The organism is Streptomyces sp. NBC_01591 (assembly GCF_035918155.1).
Taxonomy (GTDB): domain Bacteria; phylum Actinomycetota; class Actinomycetes; order Streptomycetales; family Streptomycetaceae; genus Streptomyces.
Genome location: NZ_CP109327.1, coordinates 7,721,719 through 7,738,557 on the forward strand (window position 1 = coordinate 7,721,719; position 16,839 = coordinate 7,738,557).

11 protein-coding genes and 1 pseudogene are annotated in these 16,839 nt (G+C 70.7%); 8 read left to right on the forward strand and 4 right to left on the reverse strand.

Annotated elements, in window-relative coordinates; translation table 11 throughout:
• Window positions 1-9: 9 nt before the first annotated feature.
• Both OG978_RS35780 and OG978_RS35785 read left to right on the forward strand, forming a co-directional pair.
• Entirely contained in the window at window positions 10-1,224 is a 1,215-nt protein-coding gene (locus OG978_RS35780; RefSeq protein WP_326769204.1) for an acetyl-CoA C-acetyltransferase, read from the forward strand.
• 199 nt (window positions 1,225-1,423) lie between these two features.
• Window positions 1,424-3,595: a 3-hydroxyacyl-CoA dehydrogenase NAD-binding domain-containing protein gene (locus OG978_RS35785; RefSeq protein ID WP_326769205.1), complete on the forward strand. Its 2,172-nt coding sequence runs from the start codon at window positions 1,424-1,426 to the stop codon at window positions 3,593-3,595.
• A gap of 34 nt (window positions 3,596-3,629) precedes the next feature.
• Here the strand turns inward: OG978_RS35785 and OG978_RS35790 are convergent, their stop codons facing one another.
• Complete coding sequence (locus OG978_RS35790) at window positions 3,630-4,361, reverse strand: MerR family transcriptional regulator (RefSeq protein WP_326769206.1); 732 nt, start codon at window positions 4,359-4,361, stop codon at window positions 3,630-3,632.
• Window positions 4,362-4,490: 129 nt separating this feature from the next.
• On the opposite strand from OG978_RS35790, the gene OG978_RS35795 reads away from it, so the two are divergent.
• The gene (locus OG978_RS35795; protein WP_326769207.1) at window positions 4,491-4,967 is read left to right on the forward strand and encodes a macro domain-containing protein; all 477 of its coding nucleotides are present in this window, start codon (window positions 4,491-4,493) and stop codon (window positions 4,965-4,967) included.
• Between the two features lie 442 nt (window positions 4,968-5,409).
• Complete coding sequence (locus OG978_RS35800) at window positions 5,410-6,042, forward strand: TetR/AcrR family transcriptional regulator (protein WP_326769208.1); 633 nt, start codon at window positions 5,410-5,412, stop codon at window positions 6,040-6,042.
• Here the strand turns inward: OG978_RS35800 and OG978_RS35805 are convergent.
• The gene (locus OG978_RS35805) at window positions 5,960-6,934 is read right to left on the reverse strand and encodes an oxygenase MpaB family protein (RefSeq protein WP_326769209.1); all 975 of its coding nucleotides are present in this window, start codon (window positions 6,932-6,934) and stop codon (window positions 5,960-5,962) included. The genes OG978_RS35800 and OG978_RS35805 overlap by 83 nt on opposite strands.
• 293 nt (window positions 6,935-7,227) lie before the next feature.
• Here OG978_RS35805 and OG978_RS35810 point away from each other — a divergent pair, with 293 nt between their 5' ends.
• A complete protein-coding gene (locus OG978_RS35810) occupies window positions 7,228-8,145 on the forward strand; it encodes an oxygenase MpaB family protein (protein WP_326769210.1) in 918 nt (305 codons plus the stop codon).
• Here the strand turns inward: OG978_RS35810 and OG978_RS35815 are convergent.
• Together OG978_RS35815 and OG978_RS35820 are read right to left on the reverse strand one after the other, a co-directional pair.
• Window positions 8,108-9,157 (reverse strand): LacI family DNA-binding transcriptional regulator, encoded by a 1,050-nt coding sequence (locus OG978_RS35815; RefSeq protein WP_326769211.1) that lies wholly within the window; start codon window positions 9,155-9,157, stop codon window positions 8,108-8,110. The genes OG978_RS35810 and OG978_RS35815 overlap by 38 nt on opposite strands.
• Window positions 9,158-9,319: 162 nt before the next feature.
• Window positions 9,320-10,813, reverse strand: coding sequence for a M1 family metallopeptidase (locus tag OG978_RS35820; protein WP_326769212.1), 1,494 nt, complete (start codon window positions 10,811-10,813; stop codon window positions 9,320-9,322).
• 210 nt (window positions 10,814-11,023) lie between these two features.
• On the opposite strand from OG978_RS35820, the pseudogene OG978_RS35825 reads away from it, so the two are divergent.
• The 3 genes and pseudogenes from OG978_RS35825 to OG978_RS35835 all read left to right on the forward strand — a co-directional run bounded on the left by OG978_RS35825 (window position 11,024) and on the right by OG978_RS35835 (window position 16,635).
• A pseudogene (locus OG978_RS35825) lies at window positions 11,024-13,020 on the forward strand (Xaa-Pro dipeptidyl-peptidase).
• 131 nt (window positions 13,021-13,151) lie between these two features.
• A complete protein-coding gene (locus OG978_RS35830) occupies window positions 13,152-14,921 on the forward strand; it encodes a BCCT family transporter (protein WP_326769213.1) in 1,770 nt (589 codons plus the stop codon).
• A gap of 76 nt (window positions 14,922-14,997) precedes the next feature.
• Window positions 14,998-16,635, forward strand: coding sequence for an ABC-F family ATP-binding cassette domain-containing protein (locus tag OG978_RS35835; RefSeq protein ID WP_326769214.1), 1,638 nt, complete (start codon window positions 14,998-15,000; stop codon window positions 16,633-16,635).
• Window positions 16,636-16,839 lie beyond the last annotated feature (204 nt).

Here is a 16,839-nt window from a genome sequence, read left to right on the forward strand (position 1 = left end):
GCTGCTGTCTTGAGTACCGAAGCGTTTGTCTACGACGCGATCCGCACCCCGCGCGGCCGCGGCAAGGCCAATGGCGCCCTGCACGGCACCAAGCCGATCGACCTCGTCGTCGGCCTCATCCACGAACTCCGCAGCCGTTTCCCCGGCCTCGACCCGGCGGCCATCGACGACATCGTCCTCGGCGTGGTCAGCCCGCTCGGTGACCAGGGCTCCGACATCGCCCGGATCGCCGCCATCGCGGCCGGTCTCCCGGACACCGTCGCCGGCGTCCAGGAGAACCGCTTCTGTGCCTCGGGCCTGGAAGCCGTCAACCTGGCTGCTGCCAAGGTCCGTTCGGGCTGGGAGGACCTCGTCCTCGCCGGCGGCGTCGAGTCGATGTCCCGGGTCCCGATGGGCTCCGACGGCGGCGCCTGGGCGATGGACCCGATGACCAGCTTCGAGACCGGTTTCGCCCCGCAGGGCATCGGAGCCGACCTCATCGCCACCATCGAGGGCTTCTCGCGGCGTGACGTCGACGAGTTCGCGGCGCTCTCCCAGGAGCGCGCCGCCGAGGCGTGGAAGGACGGCCGCTTCGCGCGCTCCGTCGTTCCCGTCAAGGACCGCAACGGCCTCGTGGTGCTCGACCACGACGAGCACATGCGGCCCGGCACCACCGCCGACTCGCTCGCCGCGCTCAAGCCGTCATTCGCCGCGATCGGGGAGATGGGCGGCTTCGACGCGGTGGCGCTGCAGAAGTACCACTGGGTCGAGAAGATCGACCACGTCCACCACGCGGGCAACTCCTCCGGCATCGTCGACGGCGCCGCGCTCGTCGCGATCGGCAACAAGGAGGTCGGTGAGCGCTACGGACTCACTCCGCGAGCCCGGATCATCTCCGCCGCCGTCTCCGGCTCCGAGCCGACCATCATGCTGACCGGCCCCGCGCCCGCCGCCCGCAAGGCCCTCGCCAAGGCCGGGCTGACCATCGACGACATCGACCTCGTCGAGATCAACGAGGCGTTCGCCGGAGTCGTGCTCCGTTTCGCCAGGGACATGGGGCTCCCGCTCGACAAGATCAACGTCAACGGCGGCGCCATCGCCCTCGGCCACCCGCTCGGCGCCACCGGCGCGATGATCCTCGGCACCCTCATCGACGAACTGGAGCGCCGCGACCAGCGGTACGGCCTCGCCACCCTCTGCGTCGGCGGCGGCATGGGCGTCGCCACCGTCATCGAGCGTCTCTGACCGTCCCCCGGCCACCCGGGAGGGGCCGGCGGCGGGTGGCGTGGCGTCGCGGGGCTGGGGCACGCGCCTCGCGGCGTTGTCGTCCCTCACCATGGCTCCGCCATGGATCGGTCCTCCGCCTTGCGATCCACGCACCCCAGCCCCGCTCCTTCACCCACGCCACCCACCGCCGGCCCCTCACTTACGGAGAAGAACAGCAATGACCGAGAGCACGACCATCCGCTGGGAACAGGACGAGACCGGCGTCGTCACCCTGGTACTCGACGACCCCGACCAGTCCGCCAACACGATGAACCAGGCCTTCAAGGACTCCATCGCGGCCATCGCCGACCGCGCCGAGGCCGAGAAGGACTCCATCCGCGGCATCATCTACACCTCCGCCAAGAAGACCTTCTTCGCGGGCGGCGACCTCAAGGACATGATCAAGGTCGGTCCCGAGAACGCCCAGCAGGCCTTCGACACCGGCACCGCCATCAAGAACTCGCTGCGCCGCATCGAAACGCTCGGCAAGCCCGTCGTCGCCGCCATCAACGGCGCGGCGCTCGGCGGCGGTTACGAGATCGCGCTCGCCTCGCACCACCGCGTCGCCCTCGACGCACCCGGCTCCCGGATCGGCCTGCCCGAGGTCACCCTCGGCCTGCTGCCCGCCGGTGGCGGCGTCACCCGCACCGTACGCCTCATGGGCATCGCCGACGCGCTGCTGAAGGTCCTCCTCCAGGGCACCCAGTACACCCCGCGGCGCGCCCTGGAGAACGGCCTGGTCCACGAGGTCGCCGACACCCGGGAGGAGATGCTCGAAAAGGCCCGCGCCTTCATCGACGCCAACCCCGAGTCCCAGCAGCCCTGGGACGTCAAGGGCTACCGGATCCCCGGCGGCACCCCGTCCAACCCGAAGTTCGCCGCCAACCTGCCGGCCTTCCCGTCCAACCTGAAGAAGCAGCTCGCGGGCGCCCCGATGCCCGCGCCCCGCAACATCCTGGCCGCCGCCGTCGAGGGCTCCCAGGTCGACTTCGAGACCGCGCTGACCATCGAGGCCCGCTACTTCACCGAGCTGGTCACCGGCCAGGTCGCGAAGAACATGATCCAGGCGTTCTTCTTCGACCTCCAGGCCGTCAACTCCGGTGCCAGCCGCCCCAAGGGGATCGAGCAGCGCCAGGTCAACAAGGTCGCCGTCCTCGGCGCCGGCATGATGGGCGCGGGCATCGCGTACTCCTGTGCCCGGGCCGGCATCGAGGTGGTGCTCAAGGACGTCTCCACCGAGGCCGCGGCCAAGGGCAAGGCGTACAGCGAGAAGCTCCTCGACAAGGCGCTCTCCCGGGGCCGCACCACCGAGGCCAAGCGCGACGAGCTGCTGGCCCGGATCACCCCGACCGGCGACCCGGCCGATCTGGCGGGCTGCGACGCCGTCATCGAGGCCGTCTTCGAGGACACCGCGCTCAAGCACAAGGTGTTCCAGGAGATCCAGGACATCATCGAGCCGGACGCGCTGCTCTGCTCCAACACCTCGACCCTGCCCATCACCGTCCTCGCCGAAGGCGTCTCGCGCCCGGCCGACTTCATCGGGCTGCACTTCTTCTCGCCCGTGGACAAGATGCCGCTCGTCGAGATCATCAAGGGCGAGCAGACCGGTGACGAGGCCCTGTCCCGCGCCTTCGACCTGGTGCGCCGGATCAAGAAGACCCCGATCGTCGTCAACGACTCGCGCGGCTTCTTCACTTCGCGCGTCATCGGCCAGTTCATCAACGAGGGCGTCGCCATGGTCGGCGAGGGCGTCGAGCCCTCGTCCGTCGAGCAGGCCGCGGCACAGTCCGGGTACCCGGCCAAGGTGCTCTCCCTGATGGACGAGCTGACGCTCACCCTGCCCCGCAAGATCCGCAACGAGACGAAGCGGGCCGTCGAAGAGGCCGGCGGCACCTGGGCCGGGCACCCGTCGGACGCGGTCATCGACCGGATGGTCGACGAGTTCGACCGGCCGGGACGCAGCGGTGGCGCGGGCTTCTACGAGTACGACGAGGCCGGCAAGCGCACCCGCCTCTGGCCCGGCCTGCGGGAGCACTTCGTCAAGCCGGACACCGACATCCCCTTCATCGACATGAAGGAGCGGATGCTGTTCTCCGAGGCTCTGGACAGCGTCCGCTGCCTGGAGGAGAACGTCCTGATCACCGTCGCCGACGCCAACATCGGCTCCATCATGGGCATCGGCTTCCCGCCGTGGACCGGCGGCGTGCTCCAGTACATCAACGGTTACGAGGGCGGCCTGCCCGGCTTCGTCGCCCGCGCCCGGGAGCTCGCGGAGCGGTACGGCGACCGTTTCCTGCCGCCCGCGCTGCTCGTGGAGAAGGCCGAGAAGGGCGAGACCTTCCACGACTGAGCCCCACGGCTGACGCCCGCCCCGCGGGCCGCGTTCACTCCGCTGTGAACGCGGCCCGCAGCTCTTCCTTCAACGACCGCTGGAACGCGGTCACCAGCGCCTGGATCACCATCGGCTGCATATGGGCCGACAGCGACTTCATCGCCGCCACGTGCTCGGGGTCCGCCTCCCGCTCCCGGTACGGGCACCACACCTCGTCCCGGAACAGCCGGGTCAGCTCCTGCGCGGCGGACCGGGAGTGCTCCAGCAGGACCGTGCGGGCGGCCAGGATCGTCTCGTGCGCGATCGGCACACCGAGCAGTTCGACCCCGAGCCGCAGCAGCCCCGGGTCCACCCGGTAGCTGCCGTCGACCGGCTCCGCGCGCTCCAGCACACCCATCGCGGCCAGCCGTGCGATGTCCTGCTCGCTCAGTGCCCGGCCGGCCCGCCGCTCCAGCTCCGCCCGCGTCGCGTCCTCCGCCGAGTCCGGTGCCCAGGACGCCACCAGGGCACGGTGGATCGCCAGGTCGTGCGCGCTCAGGTCCGGCGGCAGCTGTTCCAGATAGCGTTCGATCGCGGCCAGCGTCATGCCCTGGTGCTGGAGTTCCTCGATGAGCGCGAGCCGGGACAGGTGCTCATGCCCGTAGTGCCCGACGCGCCGTGGCCCGATCACCGGCGGCGGCAGCAGGCCCCGGGTGCTGTAGAAACGCACGGTGCGTACTGTGACACCGGCGCGCGCCGCCAGCTCGTCGACGGTGAGCGTCGGCTCCTCGGTCCCGGTCGCCATCTCTGCTCCTCGCGTCCGACTCTGAGGGCGAGCGGCTGTGCGCGTGGCCCACCCCGGTGCAACAGTATTGCTGTCTCACCAGTGATGTGAAAGTGCTCGGTCGTCAGAGGCGCCGCCTACCCTGATGCCATGTCCGAGATCATGTACGTACAGGGGGACGCGACGGCGCCCCACGGCAAGGGCGTCAAGCTGATCGTCCACGTCTGCAACGACCTGGGCGGCTGGGGCAAGGGATTCGTCCTGGCCCTCTCGCGCCGCTGGCCCGAGCCCGAAGCGGCCTACCGCCGGTGGCACCGGGAGCGCGCGGGCAACGACTTCGCCCTCGGTGCGGTGCAGTTCGTGCAGGTGAGTCCGTACATCTGGGTGGCGAACATGGTGGGCCAGCGGGGGATGCGCACGGGCAGCAACGGGGTCCCGGTGCGTTACGAGGCGATCGACACGGGGTTGGGAGCGGTGGCCGACCGGGCCCAGGAGCTGGGGGCTTCGGTCCACATGCCACGGATCGGCTGCGGGCTCGCGGGCGGGAAGTGGTCCCGGATCGAGCCCCTGATCGAGAAGCGGCTGACCGGCCGGGACATACCGGTGACGGTGTACGACTTCGACTAGAGGTTTGTCCGGGCCTCCCGGGGGTCTCGGCCTGCGGAAATCCGCCGGATGACCTGACCCCGGCCGAGGGGCGGCAGGAAGCGGGGTGGGTCCGGTGGAGGGGTCGAGGTGGGGCGGGGAGAGCCTGGACGTCCCGACGTCGTCGCACCGCCCGAGCCGGTGGACGCGTCCCTGCTGACCCTGCTCGGACTCGGGGCGGACGAGGACGCGGTCCACCGCCTGCTGGTGGACCGCTCCGACAGCGAACCGGATGCGCTGACGGGCCCGTTGAACGGGCCGGCGGTGGCGCGCGTCCTCGACCAGCTCGTCGACCGCGGGCTCGCCAGTGCCGCCCACCGGACTCCAATGGGCGCCCTGCCCGCGCTGATACAGGGATACGGGGTGAGTCACTCCGTATCGACTTCTATGGTGGGGGTGGAAGCGGCGGAACGGGAGAGGGCCCATGACGGCACGGAGCACCGACGAGTCACGGCTGGCCCTGGCACTCCGCACGCCGCCGCCCTCCGACGCGCTGAGCGAGCAGATCCTGGACGCCGCGCGCGAGCAGTTCATGACGTTCGGGCTGCGCCGCTCCACCGTCGACGACGTCGCCAAGCGCGCCAGGGTCTCGCGGGTGACCGTGTACCGGCGGATCGGCAACAAGGACAGCCTCGTCTCCGCCTGTCTGCTGCGCGAGTACCGCCGCTTCGTCGTGGAGGTGGACGACGCCGTGGCCGCGCTGCCGACGACGGAGGACCGGCTCGTCGAGGGCTTCGCCGCGGTTCTCCGGCACATTCGCGAGCACCCGCTCATCGGCGGTCTGCTGAGGCTGGAGCCCGAGACAATGCTGCCGTTCCTGACCCTGGAGAGCGAACCGGCCTTCCTCGCCATCCGCGAGTACCTGGCCGACCGGCTGCGTGACGCCCGGCGCGCGGAGGGCCGGCCGGCGAGTGATCCGACCCCGGTCGCCGAGCTGATGGTGCGGATCACCGTCTCCTTCCTCCTCAACCCCGTCAGCTGTTTCGAGCTGGACGACGACACCCACGTGCGGGAGTTCGCCCGCCGCTATCTGGTGCCGCTGCTCGCTGCCGGGTAGCACCACCGGCGTGGCCGTCCGACTCGTCGGGCAGGGGTTCCACGGGGCGGTTGCGGGCCCAGTGCGGTCCGAGGTCGTCGAGCCGCCAGCCGAAGGGGTACGAACGGGGCTGCGGGCGAGCGGGAAACCTGCGTGGCCGGGCCGGCAGCCTGCGGACACAACGCGCGCGCAGGCACAGGGCCGCCGACGCCGAGGCCCGCACCCACCGCGGCTGCGGCCGGAAGCCCAGCGCCGCCAGCAGCGGCTCGTCCAGCAGCCCGAGCGCGAATCTCGCCACCAGGGGCCGTAACGGACGCGGATACCAGCTCGCGATCACGCGGAAGGTGGCGTTCGCGACCCGCCGGTTCGCCGGGTCGTACGCGAACATCCGCTCCTCGTAGGAGTCGAGGAGCCGCTCGAACCCCTCGTACGTGTCGGGCACCCCCTCGATGCCCATCATCGCCGCCGTCTTCCGGCCGGCCTCCACCAGCGCCTGGACCTCCTGGGCGCACAGGGGACGCCAGCCGAACCGGTCGATCCAGCGCTTCGGCCCCACGACCGTGGTCGCGAGGACATAGCGGAAGTCGTCGTTCGGGATCCTGTACTTGCCGTGGATCCGGTTGAGGTGACGCGCGGCCGCCCGCCCGCGCTCCGAGTCGAAGCCGTCGGCGGCCATCTCGTACCCGATCAGCACCGTGTCGTCGTACCGCTTCTGCCCGGCCCGTTCGAACTCCTGGGTCCGGTCGAGGAGCACGGAGATGCGGGGAACGCCGTAGTCCCGGAGGAAGGCGACGCTCACCCCCTGCCGGTAGTCCCACGGGAACTCGTACTGGGAGATCAGCCGAAGGATCTCGGCGTAGTCGCGCGCCGGATCCATCCGGCGTATCTCGTGCAGGCGGCTGTATCGGCCCATGGTGCGCCCTCCTGTCCGTGTGCCGACTCCCTGAGGGGCCGCTTTCGCAGGTTGTCGCTGCGTGACGGGCCAACTCAGCTGATTCACAAGGAATGTGACGGACCGTCCGGCCTGAGAGTCAAAGTTACAAATACTATCGACTTGTTTCACGAGTCCCGTCAATACCGCCGTCGACCGGGCGTGCGGTGGGGTGCCGCGGGGGCCGGTGCGCATGACTCCCGAAGGGCTCGCATACTGGATCACGCAGGGACCGGGCGCCGAGCCGTGCGCCCGCCGACCGTCGGGAGCACCGCATGACCAGCGCAGCAGCCAGCGGCGGCACCCCCGCCCCGCCTCCGCCCGGCGGTGTGCTCTGGAGCCTCTCCGGCGACATCCGGGCCCTGCTGATGCTGCCCGCCGCGCTCACCCTCCAGGTCGCCCACCCGGCGGTCGGCGCCGGCGTCGACGAACACTCCGTCTTCCGCACGGACCCCTGGGGACGCGGCGAGAGGTCGCTGCGCTCGCTCCAGCTCTGGGTGTACGGGGGCGAGGCGGCGGCCGAGGAGGGGCGCAGGCTGCGCGTACTGCACCGCACCATCCAGGGCACCGACACCCGGGGGCGCCGCTACCATGCGCTGTCGCCCGCGAACTACGCGTGGGTGCACGCCACGGGCTTCCCGGTCTACCAGCATGCCGCGTGCTATCTCGTCCGGCCGCTCACCGCGGCACAGGAGCGGGCCCTGTACCAGGAGTGGCTCCAGGTGGGCAGGATCCTCGGCATCCATGACCGGGACATGCCGCAGACGATCGAGGAGTTCTGGCCGTACTTCCGAAAGATGCTCGCCGACGAGATCGAGTCGACCGTGGTTGTCGAGGACCTGGTCGCCACCGATCGTCCCGTCCCGCCGCCGGACCGCGGGCCGTTGCCGCTCAGGCTGCTGCTGAGGGCGCTGTGGCCGGTGCTGCTCCCGCCATTGGCCCGGTTCCGGCGCTTCATCACCATCGGGCTGATGCCGCCGGACGCGCGGGAGGCCATCGGGCTGGAGTGGACGGACCAGCAGGAGCGCAGACTGCGGCGCTTCTGCGGGGTGGTGCGGCGCGTGGTGCCCGTGCTCCCCGAGCGGCTGCGCTATCTGCCGTACGCGCGCAGGGCCCGGGCGGCCCATCGCGAGGCCGTCCGGGGCGGGGGAGGGCTCAGGCGGAAGCCCGGCGCACCAGCTCGGTCGGCGTGATCACCGCTTCCCGCTCGTCGCCCCCGGCCTCGCCGCCCAGTCGGCTCATCAGCATCCGCACCATCAACCGGCCCATGCCCTCCACATCCTGACGGACCGTCGTCAGCGGAGGCTCGGTGGCCTCGGCTATCGACACCATGTCGTCGAAGCCGACCAGCGCCACCTCCTCCGGCACGCTGCGACCGCGCTCGCGCAGCACCCGCAGGGCACCCGAGGCCATCAGGTCGTTGGCGGCGAAGACCGCGTCCAGGCCGGGGTGGCGATCGAGCAGTTCCGCCATCGCCCGCGCGCCGCCCTCGACGGTGAAGTCGCCGTCCACGAGGAGCGTCGGATCGCCGTCGGGCAGCACGTCGAGGTAGCCGTCGACCCGGTCGAGGGCCGAGGTCTGGTCGCGCGGTCCGGCGATGTGCGCGATCTGCCGCCGCCCCAGGGCGACGAGATGGCGTACGGCCTCGGCCGCGCCGCCGCGGTTGTCGCAGTCGACGTACGGGACGGCCAGTTCCGACGCGGCGCCCGGCCGGCCCGGACGGCCCCCGTAGACCGTGGGCACCCGGAACCTGCGGATGATCGCGGGGAGTTCGTCGTCGGTGTGCAGCGAGAAGGCCAGTACGCCGTCCACATGACCGCCGGCCAGATAATGGGCGACCCGGTCGAAGTCCCCGCTGCCCTCCACCAGGAGAAGGACCAACTGGGAGTCGTGCAGGGTCAGTTCGCGGCTGATGCCACGGATCTGCTGGGAGAAGAAAGGGTCGGAGAAGATCCGGAACTCCGGCTCGTCGATGATCACGGCGACCGCGCCGTTGCGCCGGGTGACCAGGGTCCGGGCCGCGTGGTTCGGAACGTAGCCGAGTTCCTCGACCGCCTTGCGCACCTGGTCCACGAGCGGCTTGCGCACCCCGGCCCCGCCGTTCACCACCCGGGATACCGTCGCCCGGGAGACCCCGGCACGGGCCGCCACGGCTTCCAACGTGGGGCGGGCATCGCGGGCAGGATCGTGGGACGGACCGGGCAAGGGACGCTCCTCGTACACGCGATATCGGGCCGGAATCGGCCGGGGCCGGCCGGACAGCACCGACGCCATCAGCCTAACCGGCGCCACCGGCCGGCCGCCGGGCACCGTCGCCCCACGTGGAGGTGGAGGGGCGACGGTGCCCGGACCCGGTCCGCGTACCGGTCAGCGGTGGTCGTGCAGGGAGTTCGTCGCCGCGATCTTCTTCCAGGAGGCGGGCCGCGCGGGCTGCTCGGCGGCGCGCAATGCCTGTGTCCCGGCCGCCACCGGGGCCTCGGGCCGCGCCGGCCGGAACAGCCAGTCGTCGAAGAAGGCGGCGAGCTGCTTGCCCGACACCCGCTCCGCATACGCGACGAAGTCGCTCACGCTCGCGTTCCCGTACGCGTGCTCGGCGGGCCAGCCCTTGAGCAGCGCGAAGAACGTCTCGTCGCCCAGCTCGTTGCGCAGCGCCTGGAGCGCCAGCGCGCCCCGGTCGTAGACGGCCGCGTCGAACTGGTTGTCGGGGCCCGGGTCGCCCGGCTTCACCTTCCAGAAGGCGTCGTCGGCCGGGTGCAGGGCGTAGGTGTAGTCCGCCAGCTCCTGCGCGGTGCCCTCGCCCTCCTTCTCCGACCACAGCCACTGGCTGTAGCGGGCGAAGCCCTCGTTGATCCAGATGTCCTTCCAGCCCGTGAGGGACACGCTGTCCCCGTACCACTGGTGCGCCAGCTCATGGACGACGACCGAGACATTCGCGCCGTTGGCGAACTGCTTCGGGCTGTAGAACGGCCGGGTCTGGGTCTCCAGCGCGAATCCGCTCGTCACATTGGGGGCGTACCCGCCCAGCGCGTCGAACGGGTACGGACCGAAGACCTCCGTCAGCCACTCGGCGACCTCGGTGGTCCGCTCGATGCTGGCGCGCGCCGCACCGGCGTTGGCGCCGAGGTCCTTGCTGTACGCGTTGACGACCGGCAGTCCGTCCGCCGTGGTGTCCGTGGTGATGTCGAACTTCCCGACCGCCAGCGTCGTCAGATACGTCGCCTGCGGCTTGCCGGAGCGCCAGTTGAAACGGGTCCAGCCGAGCTTCGAACTCTGCGACTGCAGCGTGCCGTTGCTGATCGCCTGGGTGCCGTCCGGGACGGACACGGAGATGTCGTACGTCGCCTTGTCCAGCGGGTGGTCGTTGCTGGGGAACCACCAGGCCGCCGACTCCGGCTCCTGGGCGGCTACCGCGCCGTCCGGGGTGCGGACCCAGGACGTCCAGCCGTTGATCTTCACCTCGGAGGGCTTCCCGGCGTACCGCACGACCACCGAGACGGCCTTGCCCTTCGCCAGCGGGGCGGCCGGGGTGATCTCCAGCTCCTGCTCGCCGTTCTTCACATGGCCGGCCTTCTTGCCGTTCACCCGTACCTCGGAGACGTCCAGCCCGAAGTCCAGGTTGAATCGGGAGAGTTCCTGGGTGGTCGTGGCGAGGATCGTCGCCGTGCCCTCCAGCAGATCGGTCGAGGGCCGGTACTTCAGGCGCAGGTCGTAGTGGGACACGTCGTAGCCGCCGTTGCCGCTGGCCGGGTAGTAGGCGTCGCCGATGCCCGGGGCGCCCACGGTGCCTTCGGCGGCCGAGGCCGGGATCGCCAGCAGCAGGGAGGCCGCGATTGCGCTCGGGACGATGAATCTGCGGTGCACGGAATGCTCCAAGTCGTCGGGCGAGTGATCTTTCGAACCGTCATGCCGACACTATTCAGCGACTGCCGCAACAGTCGTGTCCATGGCCACAGCTGTCACACGATCGCCATTCGGCCGCCACTCCGGGCTGTCGGTGTGCGCCGTGATCATGCCATTCCGGTCGCTGATCGCCCTCTGTCGCGGGGGAGTTGACCGGGGTACCTTCCGCCCATGCCGATTCGTGCGCTGGGACCCCGTTCGAGTTACCGATCGCTGGTGGTGGTGGCAGCCGTCGCCGCCCTGATGGCCGTCCTGCTCTCACCGGCAGGCGCCCGGGGCGCGAGCCTTGGGGAAGCCCGGCCACCGGAGAGCAGGCCCGTCTATTCGTACGGGGACGCCGTCCGCGAATCGGTCTGGGTCGACACCGGACTGGACGGCGACGGGGACGGGCGGAGCGACCGCGTCGCCGCCGACATCGTCCGGCCGCGCGAGCCCGCCCGGCGGGGCCGGAAGATCCCCGTGATCATGGACGCCAGCCCGTACTACTCCTGCTGCGGACGCGGCAACGAGAGCCAGCTCAAGACGTACGACGCCGACGGCCGGCCCGTACGGTTCCCGCTCCACTACGACAACTACTTCGTGCCGCGCGGCTACGCCTTCGTCGCCGTCGATCTGGCCGGAACCAGCCGCTCCGACGGCTGCGTCGACGTCGGGGGCCGCTCGGACGTGCAGTCGGCCAAGGCCGTCATCGACTGGCTCAACGGACGTGCCCGCGGCTACACCACCCGCACCGGCTCCGCCCGTGCCTCGGCCGGCTGGTCCGACGGCCGCACCGGGATGATCGGCAAGAGTTACGACGGCACCGTCGCCAACGGAGTCGCGGCGACCGGTGTCGAAGGGCTGCGGACCATCGTGCCGATCGGTGCCATCTCCTCCTGGTACGACTACTACTTCGCCCAGGGCGCACCGCTCTACGGCAGCGGGCCCGACTGGCTCTCCGGCTACGTGGAGAGCCCCGAGGCGCGAGGCCGCTGCGCCGCCGTCCAGCAGCGGCTCGTCGACGGCGCGCCGCGCACCGGTGACTGGACGGGGCTGTGGACCGGGCGCGACTACGTGAAGGACGCCCGCAAGGTGCGCGCCAGCGTCTTCGCCGTCCACGGCATGCAGGACCTCAACGTCCGCACCAAGCACCTCGGCCAGTGGTGGGACGCGCTCGCGGACCGGGGCGTGGAGCGCAAGATCTGGCTCTCCCAGACCGGACACGTCGACCCGTTCGACTTCCGGCGCGCCGAATGGGTCGACACGCTGCACCGCTGGTTCGACCACTACCTCCTCGGCTACGACAACGGCATCGACCGCGAACCGATGGCCGACATCGAACGCCACCCCGACCAGTGGTCGACCGACCGGGTCTGGCCGCCCCGCACCACCCACGCCACCACCGTGCGCCCGGGCACCGGGAACGCGCCGGGCGTCGGCACCCTGGCCCTGAAACCCGCCCGCCCCGGCGCCACCGAGACGTTCACCGACGATCCGGCACAGGGCGAGACGGAGTGGGCCGCCGACCTGGACCGGACCACGAGCGCCAAGCCGGGTTCCGCACCGCGCCGCTCACCGCCGATCTCAGGCTCTCCGGCTCCTCCACGGTGACCGTCACCGCCACCCCGACCACGACGACCGCCCACCTCTCCGCGGTCCTCGTGGACCTCGGCCCCGACACCATCCGCGACTACGGCTCGTCCGGCGAGGGCATCACGACCCTCACCGACCGCAGCTGCTGGGGCGCGAGCACCGCGGGGGACAGCTCCTGCTTCAAGGAGACCAGCGCGAGGGCCACCACCGTCGACCGGACCGTGGTCAGCCGCGGCTGGGCCGACGTCGGTACGTACGCCGACGCACGGAAGGGCCGCCCCCTCACTCCCGGCAGGGCCATCACCCTCACCATCAACCTGGCGGCCACCGACCATGTCGTCCCGGCCGGACACCGCCTCGCCCTGATCGTCGCCGGTACCGACCGGGACCTCATCGACCCGCCGGACTCCACGCCCACCCTCACCCTCGACCTGGCCCGCACCTCCGCGAAGCTGCCGTTCGTCGGCGGCGCCGGCGCCTTCGTGCGCGCCACCACGGGCTCCGCAGCCGCGCCGGACACCTCCCGGACCGCTGGCGTCCAGGGCGTCACGTCGCCGCGTCCCGCCGCCCGTGTCCCGGGCGGCGGCCACCCGTAACGGCTCGCCCGACCATGAAGGGGCCTTCCCGAGAGGGCCCTTCGCACCGCTTGTTGGTCCTCGGAGGTGAGCGCTGCGTGTGGTACTGCCTACGGAGAGCAAAATAATTGCTTCCGTGAAAGGTGCCATTCGTGTCGCAGGACGAACAGAGAACGGGTGGCCGGGGGGAACTGCCGGTGACGGCGGACCTCCCCGGCGACCCGGCCCGGAACCGGCACCCCACGACGGACCGGGTGGTGTTCGGCGTCACCGCCGTGCTCACCCTCGCCTTCGTGGTCTGGGGAGCCATCGCCACCGACTCGCTGCAGGACGTCTCCAGCTCCATGCTCAACGGGCTGATCCACAACGGCGGTTGGGCCTTCATGCTCGCCGCGTCCGGCTTCGTGGTCTTCGCCCTCTGGCTCGCAGTCAGCCGCTACGGCAAGATCTCCCTCGGCCAGGAGGGGGAGGAGCCAGAATTCCGGACCGTGTCCTGGGTCGCCATGATGTTCAGCGCCGGTATGGGCATCGGCCTGATGTTCTACGGGGTCAGCGAGCCGCTCGCCCACTTCACCAACCCGCCGCCCGGCACCCATCCCGCCGACACCGCCGAAGCGATGCAGACGGCGATGGCCACCACCCTGTTCCACTGGACGCTCCACCCCTGGGCGATCTACGCCGTGGTCGGTCTGGCCATCGCGTACAGCACCTTCCGGCGCCGCCGGAGGCAGACGATCAGCGCCGTCTTCGAGCCGCTCATCGGGGCCCGGCACGCCCATGGCGGTCTCGGCCGGCTGATCGACATCCTCGCCATCTTCGCGACACTCTTCGGCTCCGCCGCGTCACTGGGCCTCGGCGCCCTCCAGATCGGCAGCGGCTTCCACGAGCTGCACTGGAAGGAGAAGACCGGCACCGGCCTCCTGGTCCTGATCATCGCCGTGCTGACCGTGGCCTTCGTCGCCTCGGCGATCTCCGGTGTCGAGAAGGGCATCCAGTGGCTCTCCAACACCAACATGGTGCTCGCCCTGATCCTCTCCGTCTTCGTCTTCATCGCGGGCCCCACCATCATCGTGCTCGACCTGCTGCCCACGTCGATCGCCGCCTACTTCGGCAACCTGGCCCAGCTCGCCGGACGTACCGAAGCCACCGGCAAGGGCGACGTCGCCGAGTGGCTCGGCAACTGGACCGTCTTCTACTGGGCCTGGTGGATCTCCTGGACGCCCTTCGTCGGCATGTTCATCGCCCGGATCAGCCGCGGCCGGACGATCCGCCAGTTCATCGGCGGAGTCATCCTGGTCCCCAGCGCCGTCAGCCTGGTCTGGTTCTCGGTCTTCGGCGGCACGGCGATCAATCTGCAGGAGGCCGGAAAGCTCGGCAACGCCGTCACCCAGGAGGCGCAGCTCTTCGGAGTGCTCCAGCAGTTCCCGATCGCCACGGTGATGAGCCTGGTGGTGATGATCCTGGTCGGTATCTTTTTCGTCTCGGGTGCCGACGCCGCCTCCATCGTGATGGGCACGCTCTCCCAGAAGGGCATCCTCGAACCCGCCAAGTGGGTCGTCATCTTCTGGGGCGTGGTCACCGGAGCCGTGGCCGCGATCATGCTGCTCATCGGCAACGGCAAGGGCGACGCGCTCGCCGGACTCCAGAACCTGACGATCCTGGTCGCCGCGCCGTTCACCGTCGTCATGGTCGGCATGTGCGTGGCGCTGATTCGGGACCTGCGCCAGGACCCGCTGATCGTCCGGCGCGAATTCGGCGTGGAAGCGGTCGAGTCCGCGGTCATCGAAGGGCACGCGAAGTACGCGGGCGACTTCGAGATCCGGATCGGTCCCGGCGGCAGCCAGATCACCACCGGACTCCACGAGGGTCATGAACCGGAACCGGAATCCTCAGGCCCGGCCGGACCGCCGGGCGACGACTGAGGAGGCCCACCGCCCGGCCGGTGCGATGACCGGCCGGGCCGCTCCGCCCCCGGCGCCGACTAGGATCGACACCCTGATGACTGCCACTCTCGTCGCCAAGGACCTCGCCGCCGGACACGGCGACCGCACGCTCTTCGCCGGACTCGACCTCGTCGTCGCGCCCGGTGACGTGATCGGTCTCGTCGGAGTCAACGGCGCCGGAAAATCATCCCTGCTTCGGCTCCTCGCCGGGCTCGACCGTCCGGAGGAGGGCGAGCTGCGGCTATCCCCGCCCACCGCCACCGTCGGCCACCTCCCACAGGAGCCGGAACGGCGCGCGGGAGAGACGGTGCGGGAGTTCCTGGCCCGCCGCACCGGCGTCGCCGGGGCCCAGGCCGCGATGGACACCGCGACCCAGGGCCTCGTCGACGGGGCGCCGGGCGCGGACGACGCGTACTCCGAGACACTGGAACGCTGGCTGGCCCTCGGCGGGGCCGATCTGGACGAGCGTGCCGACGAGGTCGCCGCCGACCTCGGGCTGACCGTCGGCCTCGACCTGCCGATGACCGCGCTCTCCGGCGGTCAGGCCGCCCGCGCGGGCCTGGCCTCCCTCCTGCTGTCCCGCTACGACATCTTCCTGCTGGACGAGCCCACCAACGACCTCGACCTGGACGGCCTGGAGCGGCTGGAACGCTATGTCTCGGGGCTCCGCGCGGGCACGGTGGTCATCAGCCACGACCGCGAATTCCTGATGCGTACGGTCACCAAGGTCCTGGAACTGGATCTGGCCCAGCAGCAGATCAACCTGTACGGCGGTGGATACGCGGCCTATCTGGAGGAGCGCGAGCGCGCCCGCAGGCATGCCCGCGAGGAGTTCGAGGAGTACGCCGACAAGCGTGCGGCCCTCGAAGGGCGCGCTCAGATGCAGCGCTCCTGGATGGACAAGGGCGTCAAGAACGCCCGCCGCAAGGCCACGGACTCCGACAAGCTCGGCCGCAAGTTCCGCAGCGAGTCGAGCGAGAAGCAGGCCGCGAAGGCCCGGCAGACCCAGCGCATGATCGAACGGCTCGATGTCGTCGACGAACCGCGCAAGGAATGGGAACTGCGGATGGAGATCGCCGCCGCACCCCGCTCCGGCTCGGTCGTGGCCACCCTGCGCGAAGCGCAGGCCGTACGCGGGGACTTCGCCTTCGGCCCGGCATCGCTGCAGATCGACTGGGCGGACCGGGTCGCCATCACCGGCGCCAACGGAGCGGGCAAGTCCACCCTCCTCGCCGCACTGCTCGGCCGTCTCCCGCTGGACTCCGGACACGCGACGCTCGGCTCGGGCGTGGTGGTCGGCGAGGTCGACCAGGCACGCAAACTCTTCCACGGTTCGGAGTCGCTCCTGGAGGCGTTCTGTGCGGCCGTACCCGACACCGAACCGGCCGAAGTGCGCACGCTGCTCGCCAAGTTCGGTCTGCGCGCCGACCATGTGATGCGCCCTGCCACGACGCTCTCCCCGGGTGAGCGCACCCGCGCGGCGCTCGCCCTGCTCCAGGGCAGGGGCGTCAACCTCCTGGTGCTCGACGAGCCCACGAACCACCTTGATCTGCCCGCGATCGAGCAGCTGGAATCGGCGCTGGAGTCGTACACGGGAACGCTGCTGCTGGTCACGCACGACCGGCGCATGCTGGAAGCGGTACGGACGACACGGCGGGTCGAGGTGGCGGCGGGAAGGGTGACGGAGGCCTGAGCCCCGCACCGGGTCGGCGGCGGCGGCCCGGTGCCCGGAGGCCCGGACGATCCACCTCTGCCCTGCCCGGCATGCCAAAGAGATCGCGCCTCCCGATCCCGCACCCCCCAAAACCGGGCCATTTCCGACCAATCGCTCACGTGGTCCGGGGTGTACTCACCGGACCTGTGAGGGGGAGGGCGGGAAGGAGGTCACCCGCAGGTG

What these genes read in the sequence shown, in the direction of transcription:
- OG978_RS35795 (WP_326769207.1), top strand. Translation starts at nt 4,491, where the DNA reads ATGTCCGAGATCATGTACGTACAGGGGGACGCGACGGCGCCCCACGGC.
- OG978_RS35785 (WP_326769205.1), top strand. Translation starts at nt 1,424, where the DNA reads ATGACCGAGAGCACGACCATCCGCTGGGAACAGGACGAGACCGGCGTC.
- OG978_RS35805 (WP_326769209.1), bottom strand. Translation starts at nt 6,934, where the DNA reads ATGGGCCGATACAGCCGCCTGCACGAGATACGCCGGATGGATCCGGCG.
- OG978_RS35800 (WP_326769208.1), top strand. Translation starts at nt 5,410, where the DNA reads ATGACGGCACGGAGCACCGACGAGTCACGGCTGGCCCTGGCACTCCGC.
- OG978_RS35810 (WP_326769210.1), top strand. Translation starts at nt 7,228, where the DNA reads ATGACCAGCGCAGCAGCCAGCGGCGGCACCCCCGCCCCGCCTCCGCCC.
- OG978_RS35790 (WP_326769206.1), bottom strand. Translation starts at nt 4,361, where the DNA reads ATGGCGACCGGGACCGAGGAGCCGACGCTCACCGTCGACGAGCTGGCG.
- OG978_RS35835 (WP_326769214.1), top strand. Translation starts at nt 14,998, where the DNA reads ATGACTGCCACTCTCGTCGCCAAGGACCTCGCCGCCGGACACGGCGAC.